Raw genomic sequence first — 22,997 nt, 5'->3', positions numbered from 1 at the left:
GGGCAAATATTATGAATTTAGAGATTAAGAGACAATTAATCAACTTTTATGATAAAGATGTTTGGGAGCATCTAACTGTTGGCGAACATTTGAAAATGTGGTCAAATACATACGCCGATAGAGTAGCAGTTGTAGATGAAAATGAAGAATTGACATATAGACAACTTAAAGATGAAGTGGATTGTTATGCTAATGGACTTTTAAATCAAGGATTCTGTAAGGGAGATAAAGTATTATTTCAACTTCCTAATAGTAAAGAATTCATTATAATTTTATTTGCAATGATGAGTATAGGAGTGATTCCTGTAATTATCTTGATGGGTCATAGATATTCTGAAGTTAAGGGAATTTTAAATAAAACAAATGCAAAAGCATATATTGGAATTAACAGGTACTTAGGATTTTCATATGAAGATATGGTGTCTAATATTATAGAAGATACGAAAGAAGATATACAAGTTTATTTGATTGGCGAAACAGAGAAATATGAGAAATTATGTGCTTTAAGACAAAATAGAAAAAATAAATTTGCCAAAGAGTTAGATTATAAGGAAACTGCTATATTTTTATTGTCAGGAGGAACAACAGGCTTTCCGAAACTAATACCTAATAGGCATTGTGAATTTATATATTTAGCAAAAGAACTGGCAAATGCAACAGATATGAATGAAGATACAGTGTATTTGGCAGCTTTACCTATGAGCCATAAATTTGCACTTTGTTGTCCGGGAATGATTGGGACATTGTCAAAAGGTGGTAAGGTGGTTACTTGTAGAGTATCCAGTCCTGATGAAATAATACCTTTGATTGAGGAACAGGAAGTTAGCATTATGGCATTGGTACCTACTTTAGCTAATATGTGTATAGAATATCTTAAAAATGATGATGCTGATATCAGCAGTTTGAAGTATATACAGATAGGTGGATCTGTTCTTGATTCTAACTTAGCAAAAAAGATTCAGGAAGAATTTAATTGTAAATTATTGCAATTGTATGGCATGAGTGAGTCGTTGATTACTTGCTCTAGGGTTTTGGACGATGATTATGACAGATTACATACTCAAGGGAAGAAGTTAAGTGAGTTTGACGAAGCTCGTATTGTTGATGAAAACGGGAAAGAGGTTCCTGATGGAGATTTTGGAGAGCTAATAGTTAGGGGACCATATACTATTTTGGAATATTATGATTCATCAAAACTAAATGATACTCAGTTTACAGAAGAATGTTTTTTAAGAACAGGAGATAGAGCCGCTAAGTTATATGGAGACAATTATAAAATTGTTGGTCGTGTGTTGGAGATGATAAATCGTGCTGGAGAAAAAATAGTTCCTTCTGAGTTGGAAAATATTTTGCTTACAAATAAGAATATTAGAGAAGTGCAAATTGTTGGCATACCCGATGAGACGCTTGGAGAAAAAATAGGTGTATTTATTTTGAAGGGAAGTGCTGTTCTTACACTTAGAGATATAAGGAATTACTTGGTAGAAAGAGGACTTGCTTCTTTTAAGTTACCGGATGAAGTACAGTATGTTGATCAATGGCCATTAACAAGCGTTGGAAAGGTAGATAAAAGTAAATTAAAACAACTAATGATTAAATAGATAAGGAGGCTACAATATGGAAACATATCAAACTAGACAACAGGCAGTACGACTTCTTGATGAAGTGTTACAAGCAAACTTAGATGGATTTAAACCTTCAGGAAAAGACAATTTGATTGAAAAGGGTTTAGGCTCTATCCAAATCATGCAAATAGTTTCAGAGCTTAAAAAATTAGGGATAAAATTATCGTTTGCAAAACTAATGGAAAATCCTACACTTGAAGATTGGATTAGACTTATTGAAAAAGCAAATATTAAAAATATTGATAAAAAGACTGAATCAAGAGAAAAGAATATTTCGGAAGAGTTCCCTTTAACGGATGTACAGTATGCTTATTTTGTAGGGAGAGAAGAAGATCAGGTTCTAGGTGGTGTTGGGTGTCACGCATACTTAGAAATTGATGGACAAGAGATTGTAACAGATAAATTAACTGCTGCTTGGAACTGTTTACAAATGGAAAATCCAATGCTTAGAGCAAAATTTAACCGTAATGGTACTCAGCAAATTATGGAAGAACCATACTCAAAAGAAGTTAAAATTTTTAATTATACTTCACTATCTGAAGAAGATGCAGACATAAAACTATTGGAAATGAGAAAAGAAATGTCTCATAGAAAATTTGATATAGAAGTTGGAGAAGTAGCTAGCCTTAGCATTGCGTTACTAAAGGATAAAAAACATAGAATATTTTTAGATATTGATATTCTAGTTGCAGATATAATGAGCATAGGCATTATAATGAGTAGACTTGTAGAGCTGTACTGCGGAGAAGATAAAGTTTCAATAGATAGCAATTATACTTTTAAAAATTATCTGGAGGAACGAAAAATAGATGACGAAATATACAAAAAAGATAAGGAATTCTGGAAGAAAAAAATTGAATCCAGTTTTCCTTTAGAGGCACCTAACTTACCCATTAACAAAAAACCGGAAATGATTGAAAAAGTGGTTTTTTCAAGAAGAAAGAAAATTATTAGCAAAGAAAACTGGATTAAGATTAAAGAAAATGCATATAAAAATAAAGTTACCCCATCAATGGTTCTGTTATCAGCATATTCAATGATTATTGAAAGATGGACAAATCAAGAAAAATTTGTGATCAATGTGCCATTATTCAATAGAGATGTAAATGATAATAGTGTTAAAAGAATGGTTGCAGATTTTACTAATCTTCTATTAGTTGAGTGTGAAAGAAAGAATGAAAAATTTTTAGATAGAGTGAAAACTATATCTGGCACATTTTTAGAAAATGCCTCTCACAGCTCATACTCTGGAGTGCAGGTACAAAGAGATGTTTATAAAGAAGTTGGAAAAACTATCAATATTGCACCTGTGGTGTTTGCTTGTAATATAGATTATCCTTTAGAGACTCAGGAAACAAGAAAAATATTCGGGAAAATAAACTATATGGTATCACAAACTCCACAAGTTTGGCTCGATTTTCAAACTTATTTAGTAGATGATGAGATTGTATTATGCTGGGATGTGGTTGATGAATTATATCCAGATGGAATGATTGATGATATGTTCGACTCTTTATACACTTTATTACAATCATTAAGTGATAATGAAAATTGGTATAGATTGCCTGAAATTCTTCCGTTGAATCAGATTGAAGATAGAGAAAAAGAATTAAAAAATATTTTGCCTATGAGTTACCCTAAACAAACTCTCTATACAGAATTTCTTGATAGGATTAAAGTAAACCCGGAAAAAGTTGCTATTGTGGATGCACAATCCGGTATTGAATTAACTTATGGAGATTTATACAAAAAGGCGTTAATTATTGCAACAAATTTAATTTCTTTTGGAGTAAAAAAGAATGACTACGTGGGAATAACATTGCCAAGGGGATATAGTCAAATAGTTGGTATTTTAGGAATTTTATTTGCCGGCGCAGCATATGTTCCTATCGGTATTAATCAACCCAACGAAAGAAGAAGGAAAATATATGAACAGATAGGAATAAAACATGTCTTATCCAATAAAAATACAATAAGGGATTTTAATTTAGATGATACAGATATCACATTTGTTGATATAGATCAATCAACTATTCAAAGTATAATTGAAAAACCTGTCAATATTAGTCCGTTTGATACAGCCTATGTAATTATGACATCAGGAACGACGGGAATTCCTAAAGGTGTGGAAATTGCACACAATAGTGCTGTTAATACAATCAATGACTTAAATGAAAGATATGAAGTAAATGCCAATGATAGCGTAATAATGGTATCAGCAATTGATTTTGATTTATCAGTTTATGATATTTTTGGAATATTATCGGCTGGAGGAACCATCATTACTTTAGATGATAATAATTTCAAAGATCCGGAACTTTGGTTAAAACTTATTGAAAAATATGAAGTAACAATGTGGAATTCGGTGCCAATTCTTTTTGATATGCTAGTAACTATGGCAGAGGGTAAAGATGTTTCTATTCCATTGAGATTAGTTTTTCTTTCTGGAGACTGGATTGCAACAACATTACCTAAAAGATTTTATAACAGAAGCAAAAATTCTCTTGTAGTTGGAATGGGAGGAGCAACGGAGGCATCCATATGGTCAAACTATATCAATATTTCAAAAGAAATACCTGAAAATTGGATTTCTATTCCGTATGGAAAAGCGTTAAAGAATCAAGTCTATAGAGTAGTTGATGGTTTAGGAAGAATATGTCCTAACTATGTTAAAGGAGAATTGTTAATTGGTGGGGTTGGTGTTGCAAAGGGATATAGGGGAGATAAGGAATTAACAGAAAAGAAATTTGTAGAATCGGATGGAGTTAAATGGTATAGAACTGGAGATGCTGGAAGAACATGGAATGATGGAACTATTGAATTTTTAGGAAGGCTTGATAATCAGGTAAAAGTTAAAGGGCATCGAATAGAACTTGGAGAAATTGAAGATGCTTTAATTGGAAATCCTAAAATTAATAAAGCTGTTGTTGATGTTATTAAGATAGGCACTAATAATCAATTGGTCGCATTTATTGAAAGTAATGAGAGTAAGGATCATGCATTAACTAGATTAAGTAGTAATGAAAAAATAAATAAACTGAAATCTGAATACATTGATTATGATGAGTATCTAAATAGTGAAAATAATATGGTTTTAGGTTTGATATTTTCTATTTTCATGGATTTGGGTATTAGTCAAGGAAAAAGGTATTCTTTTGATGAAATAATGAAATTTGGAGAAATAGATATAGGATACGAATTGCTCGTAAAAAGATGGCTATTATTATTGCAAGAGCATAGTATGATAAGTTTAGAAGATGGTATTTATTTATTTAAAAAAATAGATATAGCATTAGACACAACAGTCAACCTAGATAATTTCAAAAATAATGTGGTAGATATTATACAGGGTAAGAAACAAGCTGTTGATGTGTTTTATGCTTCTGAATCTAAACTTAGTCCTTCCAGACTTTTGAAAAAACTGAAAAATTATAAGAAAATATAAATGAACTTATTGAAATTATAAAGATGGTATTTGATGGCAAAAATAAAAAGCTTAAGATTTTAGAAATAGGTGGAAGAAATAGCGAATTAACAGAAGAGATAATTACAAACTTTGAAGATAAAATCGAAAAATATGTTTATACCGACACTTCGCTATATTTTTCAAATGAGTTTGAAGGCATAAAAAATAAATATACTTGTTTCGAGTTTATAAAAATAAATTCTTCAAGTAAGTATTTGGAAAATTTTAAAACGGAAAAATTTGATATTGTCATATTATATAATTCGCTACATCGTTCTCATAATATTTCAGATATGTTGCGTAATATAAAAACCATATTATCTCCTATGGGCGTTGTGATTGGAACTGAAATAAATGATGAATTATTATTACCAGAAATTAGTGCATCTGTATTAGAACGTGGTTTTATTGATTTTGATTTGTTAGAGCGTAATGGAAAAATTATTCCAAATATTAAAAACATTAAAAATGCAAGTGAAAATTGTAAATATAAAATTGAGTATTTATCTAATGAGACTGAAATTAACAAAATGGGAAGTATGATATATGTTCTTAAAAATAACAAAATAGATGTTGAACAAGATGAATTAATTAAATTTTTAAAGAACAAGCTTCCTGAATACATGATTCCATTTGAATTTGTAATAGTAGGAGAAATGCCTTTAAATAAAAATGGTAAAATTGATAGAAAAGAATTAAGGAAATTGATAGAAGGACATGATAATCAAGATTCTGGTTATGATAGCAAAAGTATTGAAGGTAAAAATGAAACAGAAAAGTATGATGAAATTACAAGGAAATTAGTCAATATTTATAAAGAAATTTTAAATGATATGAATGTATTATCGACTTCTAATTATTTTCAATTAGGAGGAGATTCTCTTACAGCGACGAAAATTGTTTCCGAAGTACAGAAAGAATTGTGTGTACAAATATCAATTGGAGACATCTTCAAATATCCTGTTTTGAGAGAACTTTCAGAGTATATTAAAAAAATTGACAAAAAGAGAAATTTATCATTTCAAAAAATTATACCTGATGTTGAAAATATAAATGAGCCATTTCCATTAACGGATGTGCAATTTGCATATTGGATAGGAAGAAACAAAATGTATTCTTTAGGTTCAGTAGCAACACATTGTTACTTCGAATTAGATTGTTTGAATATTGAGCCTAATAAACTTCAAAAGATAATAAATGATATGATTAAGTATCATTCTATGTTAAGGGCGATAATTTTAAACAATGGAACACAACAGATATTGGAAAAAGTTCCACCATTTATGTTAGATATTAATAACTTATCATGTCTTAATAAGGTTGAACAAGAGGAAGCTTTAAAATTGACTAGAGATATTATGTCTCACGAAATATTAAAGATAGATAAATGGCCTATATTTAATTTCAAACTTAGCATTTTAGATGAAATTAAATCCAGACTCCACATTAGTTTAGATAATATTATTTTAGACGGTTGGAGTATGTTCTACATTCTAGATGAATTGAAATTAAGATATAATGAAGAAAATTTTTATAAGGAATTACCAGATGTTTCATTTAGAGATTATGTTTTAGAAATTAGAAAAGTAAAAAACACATCTAAATATCAGGTTGATAAAAAATATTGGCTGAATAGATTGAATGGATTTTTGGAAGCCCCTAAATTTGAAATAGCAAAGTTAGAAAGTGATATAGAAGAACAAACTTTTAATAGAAGAGAAAAAATCATTGATTCTTATGGATTGAATAAATTAAAAGGAATCGCAAGAGAAAATAACATAACATTGACAATTTTATTAATAACATTATTTTCTGAAATAATTAGGAAATATTCATTAAATGATGAATTTGTATTAAATATTACACAGTTTAACAAGGAACAAATTCATCCGGATATAAATAAAATCATAGGAGATTTTACTAACCTAACATTTCTTGAAGTAAAAAATTGTACTAGCGATTCATTGCTAGAAAAATCCAAAATGTTGCAAAAACAATTATTAGAAGATACAAAACACAATTCATATAGTGCTGTAGAATTTGGAAGAGAATTAAGAAATAAACACTCTAACAATAGATATTCTTTAATGCCTATAGTATTTACAAGTGGATTAGGTTTGTCTGAAGGCAGGAAAGATGCTTGGCTAGGAGAACTTGTATATAGTATTTCTCAAACACCACAAGTTTGGCTTGATCATCAAGTTATGGAAATGGACGGCAAATTAAAAATAATTTGGGATTCCATTGATGAAATATTTACGGCACAGTTGCTAGATAGGATGTTTGAGTCTTATGGAAACTTATTGGATACTATAATAAATAATACCAATGCGTTTTCCACTAAAATTAATTATAAGGAAAATAAAGATACTGAAAATAATGTATGTATTAGAGAAGACTTATCAGTTTATCAAAATAATGAACCTGATGAAGATATTCATAAATCAAACAAGAAAACAGAAGATAAATTGAACACTGAGCTACTTTATTCTATATCAGAAATTTGGAAAGAAATTTTAAAAATTGAAGAAATAAAAAAAGAAGATAACTTCTTTAAACTAGGAGGGAATTCTTTAAATATGATACAACTATCTAATACATTAATGGAACGATATGGTTTTCATTTAGAATTAGGGGAATTTATGGAAACTCCATATATTGAAAATTTGGTAATAAAGTTGATGGATTTTTTGAAATGATGTATTTGGAGAGAGGAACATTATGATGAAAGCGATAGTTTGTGGAACAACTTTTGGTCAATCCTATATAAATGCGATAAAAAAAATAAATAATATTGAATTGGTAGGTATATTAGCTTTTGGAAGTAGTCGTTCTAAGAGGTGTGCAGAAGAACATAATGTTCCACTATATGTTGATGTAGATTCTATTCCAGGAAATATAGATATTGCATTTGTTATAATTAAATCTTCTGTATTGGGAGGTAAGGGAACTGAATTGTCAGAGAGTCTCTTAAAAAAAGGAATTCATGTGATACAGGAACATCCAATTCATTATAGGGAGATAGAGAACTGCTTAAAGTTGGCTCATGAATTCAACTCATGTTATATAGTAGGGAATTTATATAATTCATTGGAAACTATTGAAAAATTTATTGAAGCTGCAAAATATTTAAATAAAGAAGATGTTCTTGAACATGTAGATATCATGACATCTTCGCAACTTCTTTATTCTTTGATAGGTATTCTGAACGAAGCATTACCTCTTCTTAGAAGTTTTAATATAATTCCAACGTTAACAGAGAAAAGATACCCTTTTAATCGTGTTGTTTTGTCAAATGGGCAATTGGATGTAAACTTACAAATTCATAATGAGGTTTCTGATGTGGATGGGAATAACCATATGCATCTTCTTCATAAAATTACTTTTTTTTATAAAAGTGGAAGATTAGATCTTGAAGATACCTTTGGATCTGTAATATGGAGGGATAGAATGAATATATCTGATAATATTGTGTTAGATTCAAAACAAATTGATGTTAATTATTTAAATAAGCCAATAAAATTTAGCTTGGCAAATTACAGTAACTTGACATATGAAACTATACTTTATGATGTTTTTCCGAATGCCATAAGGAAAGAAATTGAAAAATTTATTGAAAATGTTAAACAAAGAAAAAATAATATTACAAGAACGCAAAAGGAAATAATAGTTTCGAAAAAATGGGGAGAAATAATGAAAGAAATAGGGTTTCCTAAAAATGTTAAATTTGGTGAAGAACATCTTAACCATTTACAAGCTTTAAAAAATTTAGGGATGAAAAAATGAAACTAAAAAATGATAGTACAGACTTAGATTTATTTGATTATGTAAATGAGCTGAGAAAACAGGGAATGTTTTTGTTTGTGGAAGATAAAAAATTAAAATATAGAATCAAAAAAGAATTATACAATGAAGAGGTAATCAACGAAATTAAAGTTAACAAAGAGGATTTACTCAGATATTTATCAAAAGCACAAGAAAACACTTTGGAATTGAGTTCACTTCAGTTGGCATATATGGCTGGACAAGTAGATGGGGAATTTTTAAATAAAGTTAATGCTCATTATTATATTGAATTTGAAAAGCAAAATTTAAATATTGCTAATCTTGAAAAAAACATTAATTTGATGATTAGAAAAAATGATATTTTAAGATTGATTTTATTATCGGATGGTAGAGGGATTATTCTGGAAAAAGTTCCTGAATATAAAGTTTTTAAATATCAATATAATTCTAAAGAGGATAGGTATAAAATGCGAAAGATTTTATCGCATATGAAGTATAATATCGAAACATGGCCTATGTTTAAATTCGTAGTTGGAAAGAAAATTAATGGCGAGAATAAAAATGATGTACTCCACATAAGTTTTGATTGTTCTATATTAGATGCGTGGAGTGCAGGTAATATGATATATAAGCTTTTTGCGTTATACGAAGGAGAAAAAATAAGTTTTTCCGATGTATCTTATAAAGATTATGTAATGAATTTAAGAATATATAAGGAACTTGCATTTAATAAGAGACTTTTAGATGAGGCTGAAAAATATTGGAATAAAATGATAAAAACACTACCAAAAGCACCGAATTTAAGAACAAAAATGCCGATTAATGACTTAGAAGAATACAATTTTAAAAGAAAAGAATATCGTTTTAGTAAAGAACAAACTGACAATTTAATACATTATTCAAAACTAAGAGGTGTAACGTTGTCTGCTATTTTAATCACTATTTATATGAAAGTATTGTCTGACTTAATTGAGACTGACGAATTAACAATAACAACAACATTATTTGGGAAATTACCAGTAGTTAAAAATGCAGATGAATTGTTGGGAGAATTTACAAATATAGGATTAATTAGCTATAAAGATGAATATAAATCTATATTAGAGTCCATCAAAAAAACCCAAAAACAAATATTTAAGTTATTAGAATATAGATGTTTTGATGGGATTAATGTTATAAATAAAGCTAGGCAAGAGAATGGAATAAATAAATTGTTTCCAATAGTAGTTACTTGCATGATTGGAGAGAGTTATAGCAATTGTAAAAATGGATTTCATGAAATATGTTCATTAAGTCAAACACCTCAAGTTTATCTAGATCATCATATAAGAATGATTGATGATAGTATTGTGATTACTTTTGATTATATAGATGAGTTATTATATGAAGAGGATATTATTTGGATGGTAGGTAAGTATATTGATGTTTCAAATGAAATATGCTCTAATTTTTGATAAATCAACTATGGAGGGAATAATATGAAAAGAAAAAAGTTTAATATTGAGTATCAAAAAAGAATTTATAGTGGTAAATATAAAACAATAATCTCACAAGAAAATGTTAAAACGCTCCTGGTTGAACCAGAATTAGAGGAAGATAAATCGGAATTTAAGATAAATTATATTGATAATATTAATACAGACAATGAAGTAAAAAAGAGAAAGTATTTTGTCCAAAAATTTTTATTAGATTTATTAACTGAAATTAATGTTAAAAAAATAAAAATAGACAACAAGAATGAAAATATAATTAAATACTGGTTGAAATATGTGAAAGATTTTAAAGCAGATGAGATGAATGAAGTAAAAATCGCAGAGGATTCTTTATATAGAAAACTACAACTAAAAAAGAATTTATTTGTAGATATACTTGAGAATAATAATAAAAAAGAGCTTTTGCTTTTAGATAATGAAATATCCCCAGCAAAACTAGGCATTAGAAGTGAGTTTACTGAGAGCTTATTAGATAAATTAATTAAAAACATCAATAATGAAAGTAAAGATATTAAAAGGTTAACAATAGGCATTGTTAATGATGTAGATTGCATAATAAAAGATAACTTAGTCAGCAGAATTAAAGATTTAAACAATGTAATTTTATTAAATGATTGCAATGATAAGAAATTTTTGAAAGATAATTACTTAAGTAGATTTGATCACATTATTTCTGTTAATTTTTTACATCAAATTGAAGACGTTGAATCTTTTTTCAAAACCTCAAAACTAATGTTAAAAAGAAACGGAAAAATTCATGTAATTGATTTTGGTAAAATGGATCCAATATCTGTACTTACAGCCATATTTTTTCAAGAAAAAAATCTTGATGTAGAAACTGAAAAACGTACGCAGTTTTTTTATAAAGTTGATTACATTAAGAAAATAGCCAAAAAATATTTTTTTAAAAATACTATGTTTTTGATAGAAAATAATATTGCTTATTATCTCGAATCAGAAAACTATACAGATCATATTGAGTTGATAAATAACTTAGAAAATGAAATTGGGTTAGATTTCGATAAGAAGATTGTTTTGCTGTCATTGGACTCTTTTAATGTGGATGTCTCTGATAAAACAACAATAAAAGAACAATTAAAAAATTATAATGAAAATTTAGAAGAAATCTTAAAAATAATATGGATGCAAAATTTGGATATAGATGATGTAGATAGAAATTCTAATTATTTTAAGCTTGGAGGAAATAGCTTATCTGCAACAAAGCTTCTAGTTGAGATAGAAAGAAGATTAAAATGCAAACTCACATTAAATGAAATTTTTTCAAATCCTGAATTTGAAAAAATGTTAAATTTGATAAATTCAAAACAGTTAGGTATGGAGGTAGTAGAAGGTGAAATATGATAGGAATAATTGGAGCTACTGGAGATATTGGTTCAGAATGTACTAAAATTTTGAATGGTTATGGAATCAAAGATATAAAGTTGGGATATAGAAGAAAAGAAAAAGTTTATAAGAGTAAGAATACTTTTGCATTTATAGATTTGGATGATATAAATACTTGTATTGAGTTTGTTGATGGATGTGACTGTATTATAAACTGTTCAGGGTATTCAGATTCATCAATATTTAATTTAATAGATACAGTTAATAAAAACAAATGTATTCTCATTGACTTAAGTTATTATAATTTCTATGAGAAATCTGTTTTTGAAGGAGGAACAATATATCATGGAGTTGGTTCATCGCCAGGATTAATAGAAGCATTGCCAGTTATTATTTCTAGAGTTTTTGATAAAACCCTTAGTTTTCAAATGTATTACGCCTCTAATGGGGAATTTACTTATAATGCAGCCAAAGAATACTTGAGATATTTAAGTGAAGATGGTTTTTATGCAAGATCAATCTTAAATTCAGGAAAGATAGAACCCTATTTGGCAGGAGATAAAACAATAACATTGCCAATAAGCAGCGAAAGATGGGTGCCATTTCCGTATATTGATAAAAGAACTCTTAAAGTTTGTAGGCAAATAGGTGTGGAAAATGCCATATTCTATATGTGCATAAAGAACGGATATGTTTGCAATTTTTTAAAGAATATTCGTTCTGATAACATTGAAAATATAAATGTAATGGCACAAAAATTAGTGGATTTATCCAATTTGGATAATATTGAAAAAAAAGAATTTGGCGGATTTATCTTAGAGGCAACAGGAATAAAAAATAAAAATACTATAGATGCTAATATGATTTTAAAAAGCATTTCACCAACTAGATTAACGGCTCTAACAGTAGCAGCTGTTTCTATTTTAGCTCTAGAACATGGTAATAAAACTGAAATCAAAGATATGAGTGAGTTTCCTTTATTAAATAGTTTACTTGATAAGATGATGGAAATGGATACAACATTTTATTACAAATTGATGAAAGGAACAAATTTGAAATTGAATAATATCTTTGAAGGAGAAATATAAAATGAAAAAAAGATTGAAAGCCATAGTTTGTGGCACGAATTTTGGAGAATTTTATTTAAAAGCATTAAAGAGTGCCGAATCAGATTTTCAAATTGCAGGTATTATCGGAAGAGGAAGTGAAAGGTCAAAGACACTTTCAAAGAAATATAATGTACCACTGTATTTTAATGTTGAAGAATTGCCATCAGATATAGATTTAGCTTGCGTTATTGTTAGAAGTGAGGGAACAGGTGGGGATGGAACAGAATTGTGCATAGATTTACTAAATAAAGGAATAAACGTAATTCAAGAGCAACCTGTTTATCAAGAACATTTATATAAATGTTATAAGCTAGCAAGAGAGAAAAACCTTATTTACTTGACTGCAAATCTATATTCAAATTTATCAAATATGCAGAGCTTTGCAGTGTATGCAAAAAAATTAAATATATATTCTAAGTTAGAATATATAAGCGTTTCTTTTTCTACACAATTATCATATGTAGCTTTGGATTTATTAGCTATTTCTGGAATTTTAGGTGATTTGGAGTTGGATAATAATATAATAAAGGGATTAGGCCCATTTGATATATTATATGGAAATATAGGGAAATTACCTATTTTAATAGAATTCAATAATCAATTAAATCCCAAAACACCTGATTACAATATGCAATTAATGTATAGTTTTAAACTTTATTATGAAGATGGAGTATTATCGCTAAATGATGCGTATGGAGATGTTGCTTGGCGTCCAAGAACATATTTAAAAGGAGCTAAAGACGATTTAAATATAGGTAAAGAGTCAATCTACAAGGTTTTGAATTCTTTAAAAGAAACGAGTACTTCAAAATTTTTTCAAACATACTGGATTGATTCAATAACAGCAGAATTGATTAAAATGAAGAAATATATGAATTCAGGCAAACTTGATATTCGTCGAGTAAACAGGGAACTATCAACATCTAAAAAATGGGAAATTTTGCAGAAAAAAGCGGGATATGCAAAGTTTATGGAGACTAGTAAAGAGAAGCTGCTTTTGCTGAGTGATATAAAAATTTTTGATGAATAATTTAATAAGGAGGTAAATAATGGAGAACGGTTATAAAGAAATAATTGAAAAATATTCTAAGCAAGGTATTGAGTTGTATGTTGATGGTGAAAAGTTAAAATATAAATCCATAAATGGTCAGTTAGATGAAGATATTTTAATGGAATTAAAATTAAATAAAGATGGACTTAAAGAATACATTAAAAAACTTGAGAATAAATATGATGTTAAAGATGATTATGCACCATTTCCATTATCTCCAGTTCAGAAATCATATCTTTATGGAAGAGATGACTTACATTCATATGGAAATGTATCTTGTCACATTTATCAAGAATTTTTATATGATAATTTAGACGTTTCAAAAGTACAAGATACATGGAATTACTTGATAAATAAACATGAAATGCTGAGGGCAGTTATATTTAAAGAAGGTTATCAAAAAATACTACAAAAAGTTCCAGAATATGAGGTTGTTACAGGAGATAGGATATCTATTAGAGAACAGTTAGAGGATAAAGTTTATCAATTAGAAAAATGGCCAATGTTTGATATTGGAGTATCAAATTATGGAGAAAAATCAATTTTACACTTTTCGATGGATTTTATGATATGTGATTGGTCAAGTATATGGCAACTTCTATTAGAGTTTGAGATGAAGTATTTTAAAGGAATAGAGAATGATAGACAATCTAAGATATCATTTAGGAATTATATAATAAGTGAAGAAAAGACAAAAGAAAACTCGGAATACAAGAAGGCGAAAGCATATTGGAGTCAAAAGACTAGAAAATTAAAGACATCTCCAGTAATACCTTTAAAAACGCTAAAAGAAACGGATGTTTGTAAGTTTAAAAGATTGTCTTTAACATTAGATAAGGATATGTGGGATAAATTTAAAATTTTAGCTCAAAACCATGCTTTAACACCGACAGCGTCAGTATTGACTGTATATAGTGAAGTACTAAAAAAATGGAGTACAGAAAAAGAATTTCTTATAAATTTAACTTTATTTAACAAGAAAAATTTAGGGGAAAATATAGAATATTTAGTAGGAGATTTTACAAATACATCGGTAATTTCGATAAAAAACATAAAAGAATCTTTTTCAGAGTTAGCAAGAGAAGTTAATAAAGAATTATTCAGCTCAATAGATAATAGTGCATATCCTGGAGTTAATATATTAAGAGATATTGCTAAACTGCATAACTCCAAAGAATTTTTAGCACCGTATGTATTTACAAGTGCAATAGGGTTAATTAAAAAGAGGTTGATAGGAAGATATGTGTATGGAATATCTCAAACACCGCAAGTATTTATTGATTGTCAAGCTATGGATACTGAATTAGGTTTACAGATTAATTGGGATGTTCGTGAAGGAATATTTGAAGATGATATGTTGGAGGATATGTTTAGTGAGTTTAAGAAGATTTTAATAAATTTATCGAACAATAAAGAATTTTGGGAGAAACGTCTTGAAATTAATCTACCTAAGTGGCAACGTGAAATTAGAGAAAAAGTTAATGCTACAAATAAAAAAATTAATAATAAGACATTATTAGAAGATTTTATAGAAAAAGTAAAATCTTATCCAGATAAGGCGGCTGTTATAGACTCTAGAGGTTCAATTTCTTATAAAGAATTATATAATAAGTCTGTATCTATAGCTTTAGCATTGAAAGAAAAAAATGTAAAAAAAGGTGAGCATATAATTGTAAAACTACCACATAATAAAAGTCAAGTTTATACTATTCTTGGAATACTTATGGTAGGAGCTATATATGTTCCGGTAGATTTTAATATAGAAGAAAAAAGATTAGAGAATATTTTAAAACAATGTAATTGTAAAGTTATTTTGACAAATGTCAGTTGTTATGATAGTAGACAAAGAAATTTTGTGAACATTGATGATGTAAATTATAGGTTAGATTTGATAAATATGTTTAATATAGAACATATCGATTCGACTGATGCAGCTTATATCATGTTTACGTCAGAGACTACTGAAAATCCAAAAGGTGCTGTAATAAATCATGGCGCAGTATTTAATACTATATATGATATAAATCAAAAATTTGAAATATCTGAGAGAGATTGCATATTAAGAATATCAAAATTAGATTTTGACTTATCTGTTTATGATATTTTTGGAATGCTATCAGTTGGAGGAACTATTGTATATCCTGATGAAAGTGAGTATTTAAATCCTGCTCATTGGGATAAATTGATTGAAGAAAATTCTGTGTCTATATTAAATATGGTACCAGAATTAATGAAACCATATTTAAATTATTTAGAAAATTTATCAAAAAAACAAAATTTTATTAAACTAATATTGCTATCAAGAGATTGGATTCCTTTAAATATGCCTAATGCGGTGCAAAAAACTTTTGTAGAATCTAAAATAATAGTATTGGGAGGTGCTACAGAAGCCTCTATATGGTCTAACTATCATGAATATAAAGGTATTAAAAAGGGATGGAAAAGCATTCCGTATGGGAAACCGCTCACTAATCAACAAATTTATGTATTAGATAAAAATTTTGAAGATTGTCCAGTTTATTGCGAAGGTAATTTATATATAGCTGGTAGAGGCTTGGCGGAAGGGTATTTAGGAGATAAAAAATTAACAGAAGAAAAGTTCTTTATTCATCCTCTAAAGCAGATCAGACTTTATTCTACTGGAGATTTGGGTCGCTATTTATCAAGTGGAGAAATAGAATTTTTAGGTACGGAAGATACTCAGGTAAAAATAAGAGGCAATAGAATAGACCTTGAGGAGATAAAAAATGCTTTAATTAAGCAAAAAGTAATTTCAAATGCTATTGTAATGGTAAATGAAAATAAAAAAGAATTTCCTATTGAATCAGTAGTAACAATTGCTAGAGAAGACAGAGATGATAAATTAGATTCGCATTATGAAACTTTATTTAATAATAATGAGGGTATAGATATTAAAAATAAGGAATACTTATTTAGTAACAAATATAGGGAATTATGCGATATAAGAGATAAAATATGTTTAAATGCTATACTAAATGCAATGATAGATACAGACATATTAAAAAAAGAACCAAATTCTGACTTATATAAAAGAAAAAGGAAATTAAATGATAATAAATATAATTGGATAATTGACAGATGGTTATATCAATTGATAGAAAAAAATATAATATATGCTGAAAATGGAGATTATAAAATTCAGTCTATTTTGACATATGATGATATTGCTAATTTATGGACAAAAGTTTTTTTAAAATGGGATGTTAAAAATGATAATAGTTTGAAGTACTTAAAGTATGTCAAAGACAGCACGGATAATTTAGTAGAAATTTTAAATGGGAAGATTGATCCAGTAAATATATTATATCCTGAGGGTTCTGATATTTACACTGATGCAATGTATAATACAAGTATAAATTCTATTGTTATTAATAATTTTTACTGTAATTTTATTAATGAGTATATTAAAAATAATAATCATAGGAAAATAAGAATTTTAGAAATAGGTGCCGGAACTGGGGCAACATCTGAAAAAATAATAGATTTATTAAATGGTGTAGATTATGAATATCATTTTACAGATGGAAAGAAATATTTTTTATCTAAAGCTAAAAAGAAGTTTGAAGATAATAAAAATGTTAAGATCTATCAATTGGACATTAATGAAGATCCTATAAAAATTGGAATAGAATACAATTATTTTGATATAATAATTGGCGCTTATGTTTTAGAAAATGCTAAAGATGTTGTAAGTAGTTTAAATTATATAAGAAATATATGTGCGCCTAAGGGATACTTACTATTTTCTGAGCCTATACGTAATGAACCGTGGATAATTGCATCTCAAGTATTTATGATGGAAAAACCATTAGATTCATTAAGGAAAAACAAATTTTTCTTATCAATAGAAGAATGGAAAAATATATTATATGAAAACAATGAAAAAATCTTTACTTTACCAAGAGAAGAATCTGTTATAGAGAAATTAGGAATGGTTTTGTTTATAAAACAGTTTAAAAGTGATTATTCTTTTATCAATAGAGAGAAAATATATAATAATCTTAAGATATGTTTACCTATTGATTTGATGCCTGACAAAATAACTTTTTTAGAAAAATTCAAATTGACTTCAAATGGTATAGTTGACATAAAGAAAAATTTTTCATATGAAACGGATTATTTGAGATGTGCAGAAAATGAATCTATTAATTTTGATTCAAAAAAACATCTATACCAAAAGAAGCATTGAATATTTGTGCTAAATTTTTAGATGAAGAAGAATTAAATTTAAATAAGAATTTATATGAATGTGGAGCTGATTCATTGATTTTAGCTCAAATAGCAGCTGAAATTACAAAAAGCATTGAATCAAGTAGCACATTTGAATCTATACTTAGAGAATTAATAGATGAACCAACTTTTTATAGGATTTCTGAGTTATTGAAAGGCGGAAACGGTACAGAGCATAATATTTCTAATGATGAATTTATATACTCAAAAAAATATAGTGCAGCCATCGAGGATAAAAGATTAAGAGTTATATTACATGGAGCTTTTGGAAATCTTGAAAATTTAAAAAATTTAGCAATGGAATTATGTTCTCAAAATAAAGGAGATATATTATTGATGGGTGTATCAGATATAGGTAAGTATCTAGATATAAATTCAGATGAATTAGTTGAAAAATTGGCAAATGAGTATTATAAAGAAATACAAAAATTTTCTCCAACAAATGTTCAAATAATAGGATATAGCTTTAGCGGGGTAGTTGCAATAGAAGTTTCTAGGAGATTATTAGAAGCAGGAATTTTAGTAGATAATTTAGCAGTTATAGAAGGTGGAAGCTTGTTAAATTATAATTATGATGAATTATTATTGGAATTTAATTTCTTACAAGCATTTAATATTGAAATTTCAGATATAGGATTTAAAGAAACAAATATATTAGATATAGCATTTTCTAATATGGATAATAATTATGAGAATGCAATGACGGTTAATAATATATTGAGTAAAATGCGATTCGAAGAAGATATACTTTATGTAAAAAAATTAAATTCTTTATCTCAACAAAAAAGATTTGAATTATATTATAATTTAGTAAAAAATAAGGGAAATTCAATTACAAAAAAATCTTTTTTAGATATGTATAAAATTTTCATAAAGTCATTTAATGCTCAAAAATTTATGCCTGAAATATATTTTGGGGATATAGATTACTATATAGCAAAAGATAATGTTGGGGCATATAAGCACTTTAATATCCTAGCTGAAAATTGGAAGAATATAATTATTGGCGATATTAGAAAATTTTATATACCAGGCAATCATTATAGTTCAGTACAAGGAAAGTCAAACTCAAAAGTTTTAGCAAATATGTTAAATGAAAATATGTCGAGCGAAATATAGAGAATAAAGTATATATTATAATAAATATTTAAAAAAGAAAGTATATCGTTTTGTGGGGGGGGTGAAAAAATGATAGAAACAATTATTTGTGGAAAAGTATCAGGAAATTTTATTGTAGAATCTTTATTTAAATTAAAAGATATAATTGAAATATCAGGAATTTTTGAAGTTAATTCTAAGACAACAATTAGAGATGCATATTTTAATAATTTGCCACTTTTTACAAATATAAAAAATATCCCTAATAATACTAAACTTGCATATGTTCCATTTAATTCTGAAATTAATAGAGATGTAGATATTGTTCGCTATCTATTAAATAGAGGAATAAACGTAATTGAAGAAATTCCTAAAAGTAAAAAAGATACAATAAAATATTTAAAGGAAATAAAAAGTAAAAACTGTTACTATCTTATTAGAAATTTATATGAAGAAACAGAAATTTCAAAAATGTTTATAAGAAAAGCGAAACAAATAATGCAAGAACAAAAAATAATATATATTGATTCGTTTATATCTAAAGATATGTTATTTTCTATTTTTAAAATTATTAAGTCAAGCCTTAATGAGAATTTTTGTTTTGATATAAAAACATTTAGTCATGATGAATTTATTACTATTAGTGGGAAAATATCGGAAATAACATTTTGCTTTAAAGTATATGATCCTATAAATATTAATAACAGATGCAAATACTATGAAAATAAATTGGAGTTTGTATTTGAAGATGGTAGTTTGATTTTAGAAATTTTTAAAAATATAATTATCTGGAAAAATAGAAGAAATTTATTTTTTGATAAAGATAACATAAATATAAATTTATACAATGCAGAACAACTACTAAATTTAAAAACATCTTTTACAGTCGAAAATAAAACAGATTTAAATGATGAATTATTACTTTTGGTAAAAAAACAGATCACTTTTTTAAATAATATGAAGAATGATGGAAGAAAATATTTGCCAAAGGTACACGAGATTATTAAAGATGTTCAATTATTTGATGAATTTGAATATTTAGTAAGAAAGTTTGATTTAAAAGATGACCTTACAATAAAACAAAACTCATGTTTATCCTCAAATTTAGAAAAAAATGAGTGGTTGTATGAAACACCTAATTTAATGAATATTCATTCTATACAAGATGTTGAAAGAAGGTACTCATTTATAGATCATGTTCATGTAAATAAATTTTTAGAATCGATAAATATGTATATATATTTGTCCATGATATTGTTTTTTCAAAATAATGGTGTTTTTATTGATTGTAATCGCAAATATAATATAAATGAGATTATTGAAAAAAACTTTAATAGTAGAAATAAAAATATTATATTAAGATGGTTAAATATATTATTCGAAAATGAATTTATACATCTAGAAAATAATAATTGTTATTTGCGTAAAGTCGTGAATAAAAATAATATTGATAGATATTATGAAGATGCAAAGAACTTATGGGATTGGAAATTAGGAGATCCGTTGTCTATAGATTATATAAATCAAAATATAAAATATTTACAAGAATTATTTGATGGAAAGAAAAAATGTAATTCTATATTATTTCCTGAGGGAGACCTGAAATATGCAAAGGCATTATATAAGAACAACATGGTATATAGATATATTAATGACTTAGTAGCAATAACTATATCTGATTATGTAAAAAAATATTCTAGTGGAATTAATAAGATAAAAATTTTAGAAATAGGAGCTGGAATAGGAGCTACTACAGATAGTGTATTAAAAAGATTAATAGATGAAAATTTGATTGATGAAGTATTATATAAATATACAGATATATCGAATTTTTTTTATCCAGTGTGCAAAAAGCAAATATGAAAATGTAGTTAGTAACATTGAATATGAAAAGATTGATATAGATAAAGATTTGGAAAAGTTAGGAAAGGAAACTTTTGATATAGTGATAGCTGTAGGTGTATTAAATAATTCTGGAAAATTAAATACAGTATTGAGAGAGATATATAATACTGTAAAAAAAGATAGTCTTATATTAATTGCAGAACCAGTTAAGGAACCTCCTGAAATGCTTGTTTCACAAGTTTTTATGATGACAAAACCAACAGATATTAGGCTAGAGAAAAATAGAACATTTTTAAATAGATTAGAATGGCTTGATTTATTAAAGGATACATTTGATAAAAAACAAATTCTTACTTATCCTAAAAATACACACGCCTTGTATGAATTTGGGCAACAATTATTTGTTGTTAAAATATAAAAAAAGGAGATAAATAAGTAGTCATGAAAGAAACAATTATTTTAGTATGTGGAGCTTTTCATTATGAATGGTGCTGGAATGAACATTTTATACCATACTTTAAGGAAAAAGGATACAATTTACATGTGCATGCATTATCAAAAGAAGCTAAAAATTTAAAAGATTCTATGAAAATATTAAGGGAAAATATTAAAAAAATTGATACAGAGTTTATTTTTATAACACATTCTATGGGTAATTTGTTTATAAATGAATTTTTAAAAACTTATAAAGATTGTGTGCCGAAATCAATGGTTTTTTTAATGCCATTTCCAATTGAAAACAGGATTAAAAATTTATTCTTTACTAATAAGAATTATATTAAGTTGACAAGGGAAGAATTCTTTTTTTCTGGAAGAGTTAATAACGCTAAAAAGTATATTGATAAAATGAATAAGGAACCTCTAAGCATAAGAATGTTGCCTGTTATTTATTCCTCAATTAAAAAAATAGAATTTAATGTTCCAATTTAACCATATATTCTAAAAATGACAATTGTTTACTCGGAGAATCAGTAATAGAATCAGCTAAGTTGTATAAATCAAAAATTGTTGTTTTAGACGATGTGTGTCATGATTGTATGCTTGATCCAGAATGGAAACTAGTAGCGGACCTAACAAGAGAATTTATAGATAATTAAATAATATGTTATCATAAAAAAATGTAATTGATAGTGATTGTTGACTTCATTAGCTTCTTTATGCTAAAATATAGTAAACGGTGTTATCTTAATTTGGGAGGTGAAACTTACTGAGAGACAAAGATGTTACAATAGAGAAAATATTAAAAAGTGCAAAAAGCGAGTTTACAGAGCATGGATTCGAAGAGGCTTCTATTCGCACTATTGCTAAAAATGCAGGAATTACGCCTGGTGCAATATATAAGCATTTTAAATCTAAAGAAGATATTTTTAAAGTACTTGTAAGTCCTATACTTAATCACTTATACAGAAGAAGTAAAGAATTGACAAATCAAGCGATTGAAGAAATTAAAGTAAATGGTTTACAAGCTTTTGGAGAAAAATCTGATGATAGTAATAGGGAATTATTGGAATTTATTTACCAAAACGATCCTATAGTTAATCTTCTGTTTAACTGTTCTCATGGTACGGAATTTGAATCAATTCGTCATGATTTAGTGAATCTTGAAGTGCAGGGCGCTAAGAAATTAATTGAGATTCTTAAAGAAAAAAAGATTGAAGTAAATGATTTGAATGATGATGAACTTCATGTTCTTTATACAATGGCATGTACGCCTTTATTTGAGGTAATCACACATAGGTATCCATATAATGAAGCCTTAAATTTTATCGATATGATGGAGGCAGCAATGAATTTTGGTTGGAGGAGGATTATTAAATGAAAACATAATATAAAATTAAAAAATAATAAATTTTGAAATCGGGTTAATCCCGATTTTCTGCGTTTTATGGAAAGTAAACAAAAATAAAAAAAATTTACCAGTAAAGATTA

General features: G+C 27.2%; 14 protein-coding genes and 1 pseudogene. All 15 read left to right on the top strand.

The genetic code is table 11. From position 1 onward, the window contains the following. Nucleotides 1-11 precede the first annotated feature (11 nt). The 15 genes and pseudogenes from DRZ96_RS08055 to DRZ96_RS08000 all read left to right on the top strand — a co-directional run bounded on the left by DRZ96_RS08055 (nt 12) and on the right by DRZ96_RS08000 (nt 22,887). Nucleotides 12-1,601: an AMP-binding protein gene (locus tag DRZ96_RS08055; protein WP_036764337.1), complete on the top strand. Its 1,590-nt coding sequence runs from the start codon at nt 12-14 to the stop codon at nt 1,599-1,601. 16 nt (nt 1,602-1,617) lie between these two features. Further along, the gene (locus DRZ96_RS11755; protein ID WP_256584827.1) at nt 1,618-5,070 is read left to right on the top strand and encodes an amino acid adenylation domain-containing protein; all 3,453 of its coding nucleotides are present in this window, start codon (nt 1,618-1,620) and stop codon (nt 5,068-5,070) included. A 23-nt stretch (nt 5,071-5,093) separates the two neighbouring features. After that, entirely contained in the window at nt 5,094-7,790 is a 2,697-nt protein-coding gene (locus DRZ96_RS11750; protein ID WP_256584826.1) for a condensation domain-containing protein, read from the top strand. Between the two features lie 22 nt (nt 7,791-7,812). Further along, a complete protein-coding gene (locus DRZ96_RS08045; protein ID WP_094210132.1) occupies nt 7,813-8,877 on the top strand; it encodes a Gfo/Idh/MocA family oxidoreductase in 1,065 nt (354 codons plus the stop codon). Then, the gene (locus tag DRZ96_RS08040) at nt 8,874-10,331 is read left to right on the top strand and encodes a condensation domain-containing protein (RefSeq protein WP_036762252.1); all 1,458 of its coding nucleotides are present in this window, start codon (nt 8,874-8,876) and stop codon (nt 10,329-10,331) included. The genes DRZ96_RS08045 and DRZ96_RS08040 overlap by 4 nt, the downstream gene beginning before the upstream one ends. Nucleotides 10,332-10,355: 24 nt before the next feature. Beyond that, nucleotides 10,356-11,732, top strand: a complete 1,377-nt coding sequence (locus DRZ96_RS08035; RefSeq protein ID WP_036762254.1) for a phosphopantetheine-binding protein — start codon at nt 10,356-10,358, stop codon at nt 11,730-11,732. After that, nucleotides 11,729-12,802 (top strand): saccharopine dehydrogenase family protein, encoded by a 1,074-nt coding sequence (locus tag DRZ96_RS08030; protein WP_036762256.1) that lies wholly within the window; start codon nt 11,729-11,731, stop codon nt 12,800-12,802. The genes DRZ96_RS08035 and DRZ96_RS08030 overlap by 4 nt, the downstream gene beginning before the upstream one ends. A gap of 1 nt (nt 12,803) precedes the next feature. After that, on the top strand, nt 12,804-13,853 hold the full coding sequence (locus DRZ96_RS08025) for a Gfo/Idh/MocA family oxidoreductase (RefSeq protein WP_036762259.1): 1,050 nt from the start codon (nt 12,804-12,806) through the stop codon (nt 13,851-13,853). A gap of 19 nt (nt 13,854-13,872) precedes the next feature. Next, nucleotides 13,873-18,084 (top strand): AMP-binding protein, encoded by a 4,212-nt coding sequence (locus tag DRZ96_RS08020; protein ID WP_201621238.1) that lies wholly within the window; start codon nt 13,873-13,875, stop codon nt 18,082-18,084. After that, nucleotides 18,081-19,244: a thioesterase domain-containing protein gene (locus DRZ96_RS10765; RefSeq protein ID WP_201621237.1), complete on the top strand. Its 1,164-nt coding sequence runs from the start codon at nt 18,081-18,083 to the stop codon at nt 19,242-19,244. Before DRZ96_RS08020 ends, DRZ96_RS10765 begins: the two co-directional genes overlap by 4 nt. A 69-nt stretch (nt 19,245-19,313) precedes the next feature. Beyond that, complete coding sequence (locus DRZ96_RS08015) at nt 19,314-21,086, top strand: hypothetical protein (protein WP_112890259.1); 1,773 nt, start codon at nt 19,314-19,316, stop codon at nt 21,084-21,086. Then, entirely contained in the window at nt 21,019-21,486 is a 468-nt protein-coding gene (locus DRZ96_RS08010; protein ID WP_112889223.1) for a methyltransferase domain-containing protein, read from the top strand. The genes DRZ96_RS08015 and DRZ96_RS08010 overlap by 68 nt, the downstream gene beginning before the upstream one ends. Before the next feature lie 23 nt (nt 21,487-21,509). Then, entirely contained in the window at nt 21,510-21,998 is a 489-nt protein-coding gene (locus DRZ96_RS08005; protein WP_112890258.1) for a lipase family protein, read from the top strand. Between the two features lie 277 nt (nt 21,999-22,275). Next, nucleotides 22,276-22,428: pseudogene (locus DRZ96_RS12105) on the top strand (TetR/AcrR family transcriptional regulator); the annotation flags it as partial. A gap of 60 nt (nt 22,429-22,488) precedes the next feature. Continuing rightward, entirely contained in the window at nt 22,489-22,887 is a 399-nt protein-coding gene (locus DRZ96_RS08000; protein WP_036762271.1) for a hypothetical protein, read from the top strand. Nucleotides 22,888-22,997: the final 110 nt, after the last annotated feature.

This window comes from Peptoniphilus harei, from assembly GCF_900454685.1.
Taxonomy (GTDB): Bacteria; Bacillota; Clostridia; order Tissierellales; family Peptoniphilaceae; genus Peptoniphilus_A; species Peptoniphilus_A harei.
Note: the sequence above shows the minus strand (reverse complement) of the source record. Positions and strands in the feature narration are given on the sequence as shown.

Bases quoted from the DNA above. Each gene is read 5' to 3' on its own strand.
- DRZ96_RS08055 (WP_036764337.1), top strand. From the start codon at position 12: ATGAATTTAGAGATTAAGAGACAATTAATCAACTTTTATGATAAAGAT.
- DRZ96_RS11755 (WP_256584827.1), top strand. From the start codon at position 1,618: ATGGAAACATATCAAACTAGACAACAGGCAGTACGACTTCTTGATGAA.
- DRZ96_RS11750 (WP_256584826.1), top strand. From the start codon at position 5,094: ATGGTATTTGATGGCAAAAATAAAAAGCTTAAGATTTTAGAAATAGGT.
- DRZ96_RS08045 (WP_094210132.1), top strand. From the start codon at position 7,813: ATGATGAAAGCGATAGTTTGTGGAACAACTTTTGGTCAATCCTATATA.
- DRZ96_RS08040 (WP_036762252.1), top strand. From the start codon at position 8,874: ATGAAACTAAAAAATGATAGTACAGACTTAGATTTATTTGATTATGTA.
- DRZ96_RS08035 (WP_036762254.1), top strand. From the start codon at position 10,356: ATGAAAAGAAAAAAGTTTAATATTGAGTATCAAAAAAGAATTTATAGT.
- DRZ96_RS08030 (WP_036762256.1), top strand. From the start codon at position 11,729: ATGATAGGAATAATTGGAGCTACTGGAGATATTGGTTCAGAATGTACT.
- DRZ96_RS08025 (WP_036762259.1), top strand. From the start codon at position 12,804: ATGAAAAAAAGATTGAAAGCCATAGTTTGTGGCACGAATTTTGGAGAA.
- DRZ96_RS08020 (WP_201621238.1), top strand. From the start codon at position 13,873: ATGGAGAACGGTTATAAAGAAATAATTGAAAAATATTCTAAGCAAGGT.
- DRZ96_RS08015 (WP_112890259.1), top strand. From the start codon at position 19,314: ATGATAGAAACAATTATTTGTGGAAAAGTATCAGGAAATTTTATTGTA.
- DRZ96_RS08010 (WP_112889223.1), top strand. From the start codon at position 21,019: ATGAAGTATTATATAAATATACAGATATATCGAATTTTTTTTATCCAG.
- DRZ96_RS08005 (WP_112890258.1), top strand. From the start codon at position 21,510: ATGAAAGAAACAATTATTTTAGTATGTGGAGCTTTTCATTATGAATGG.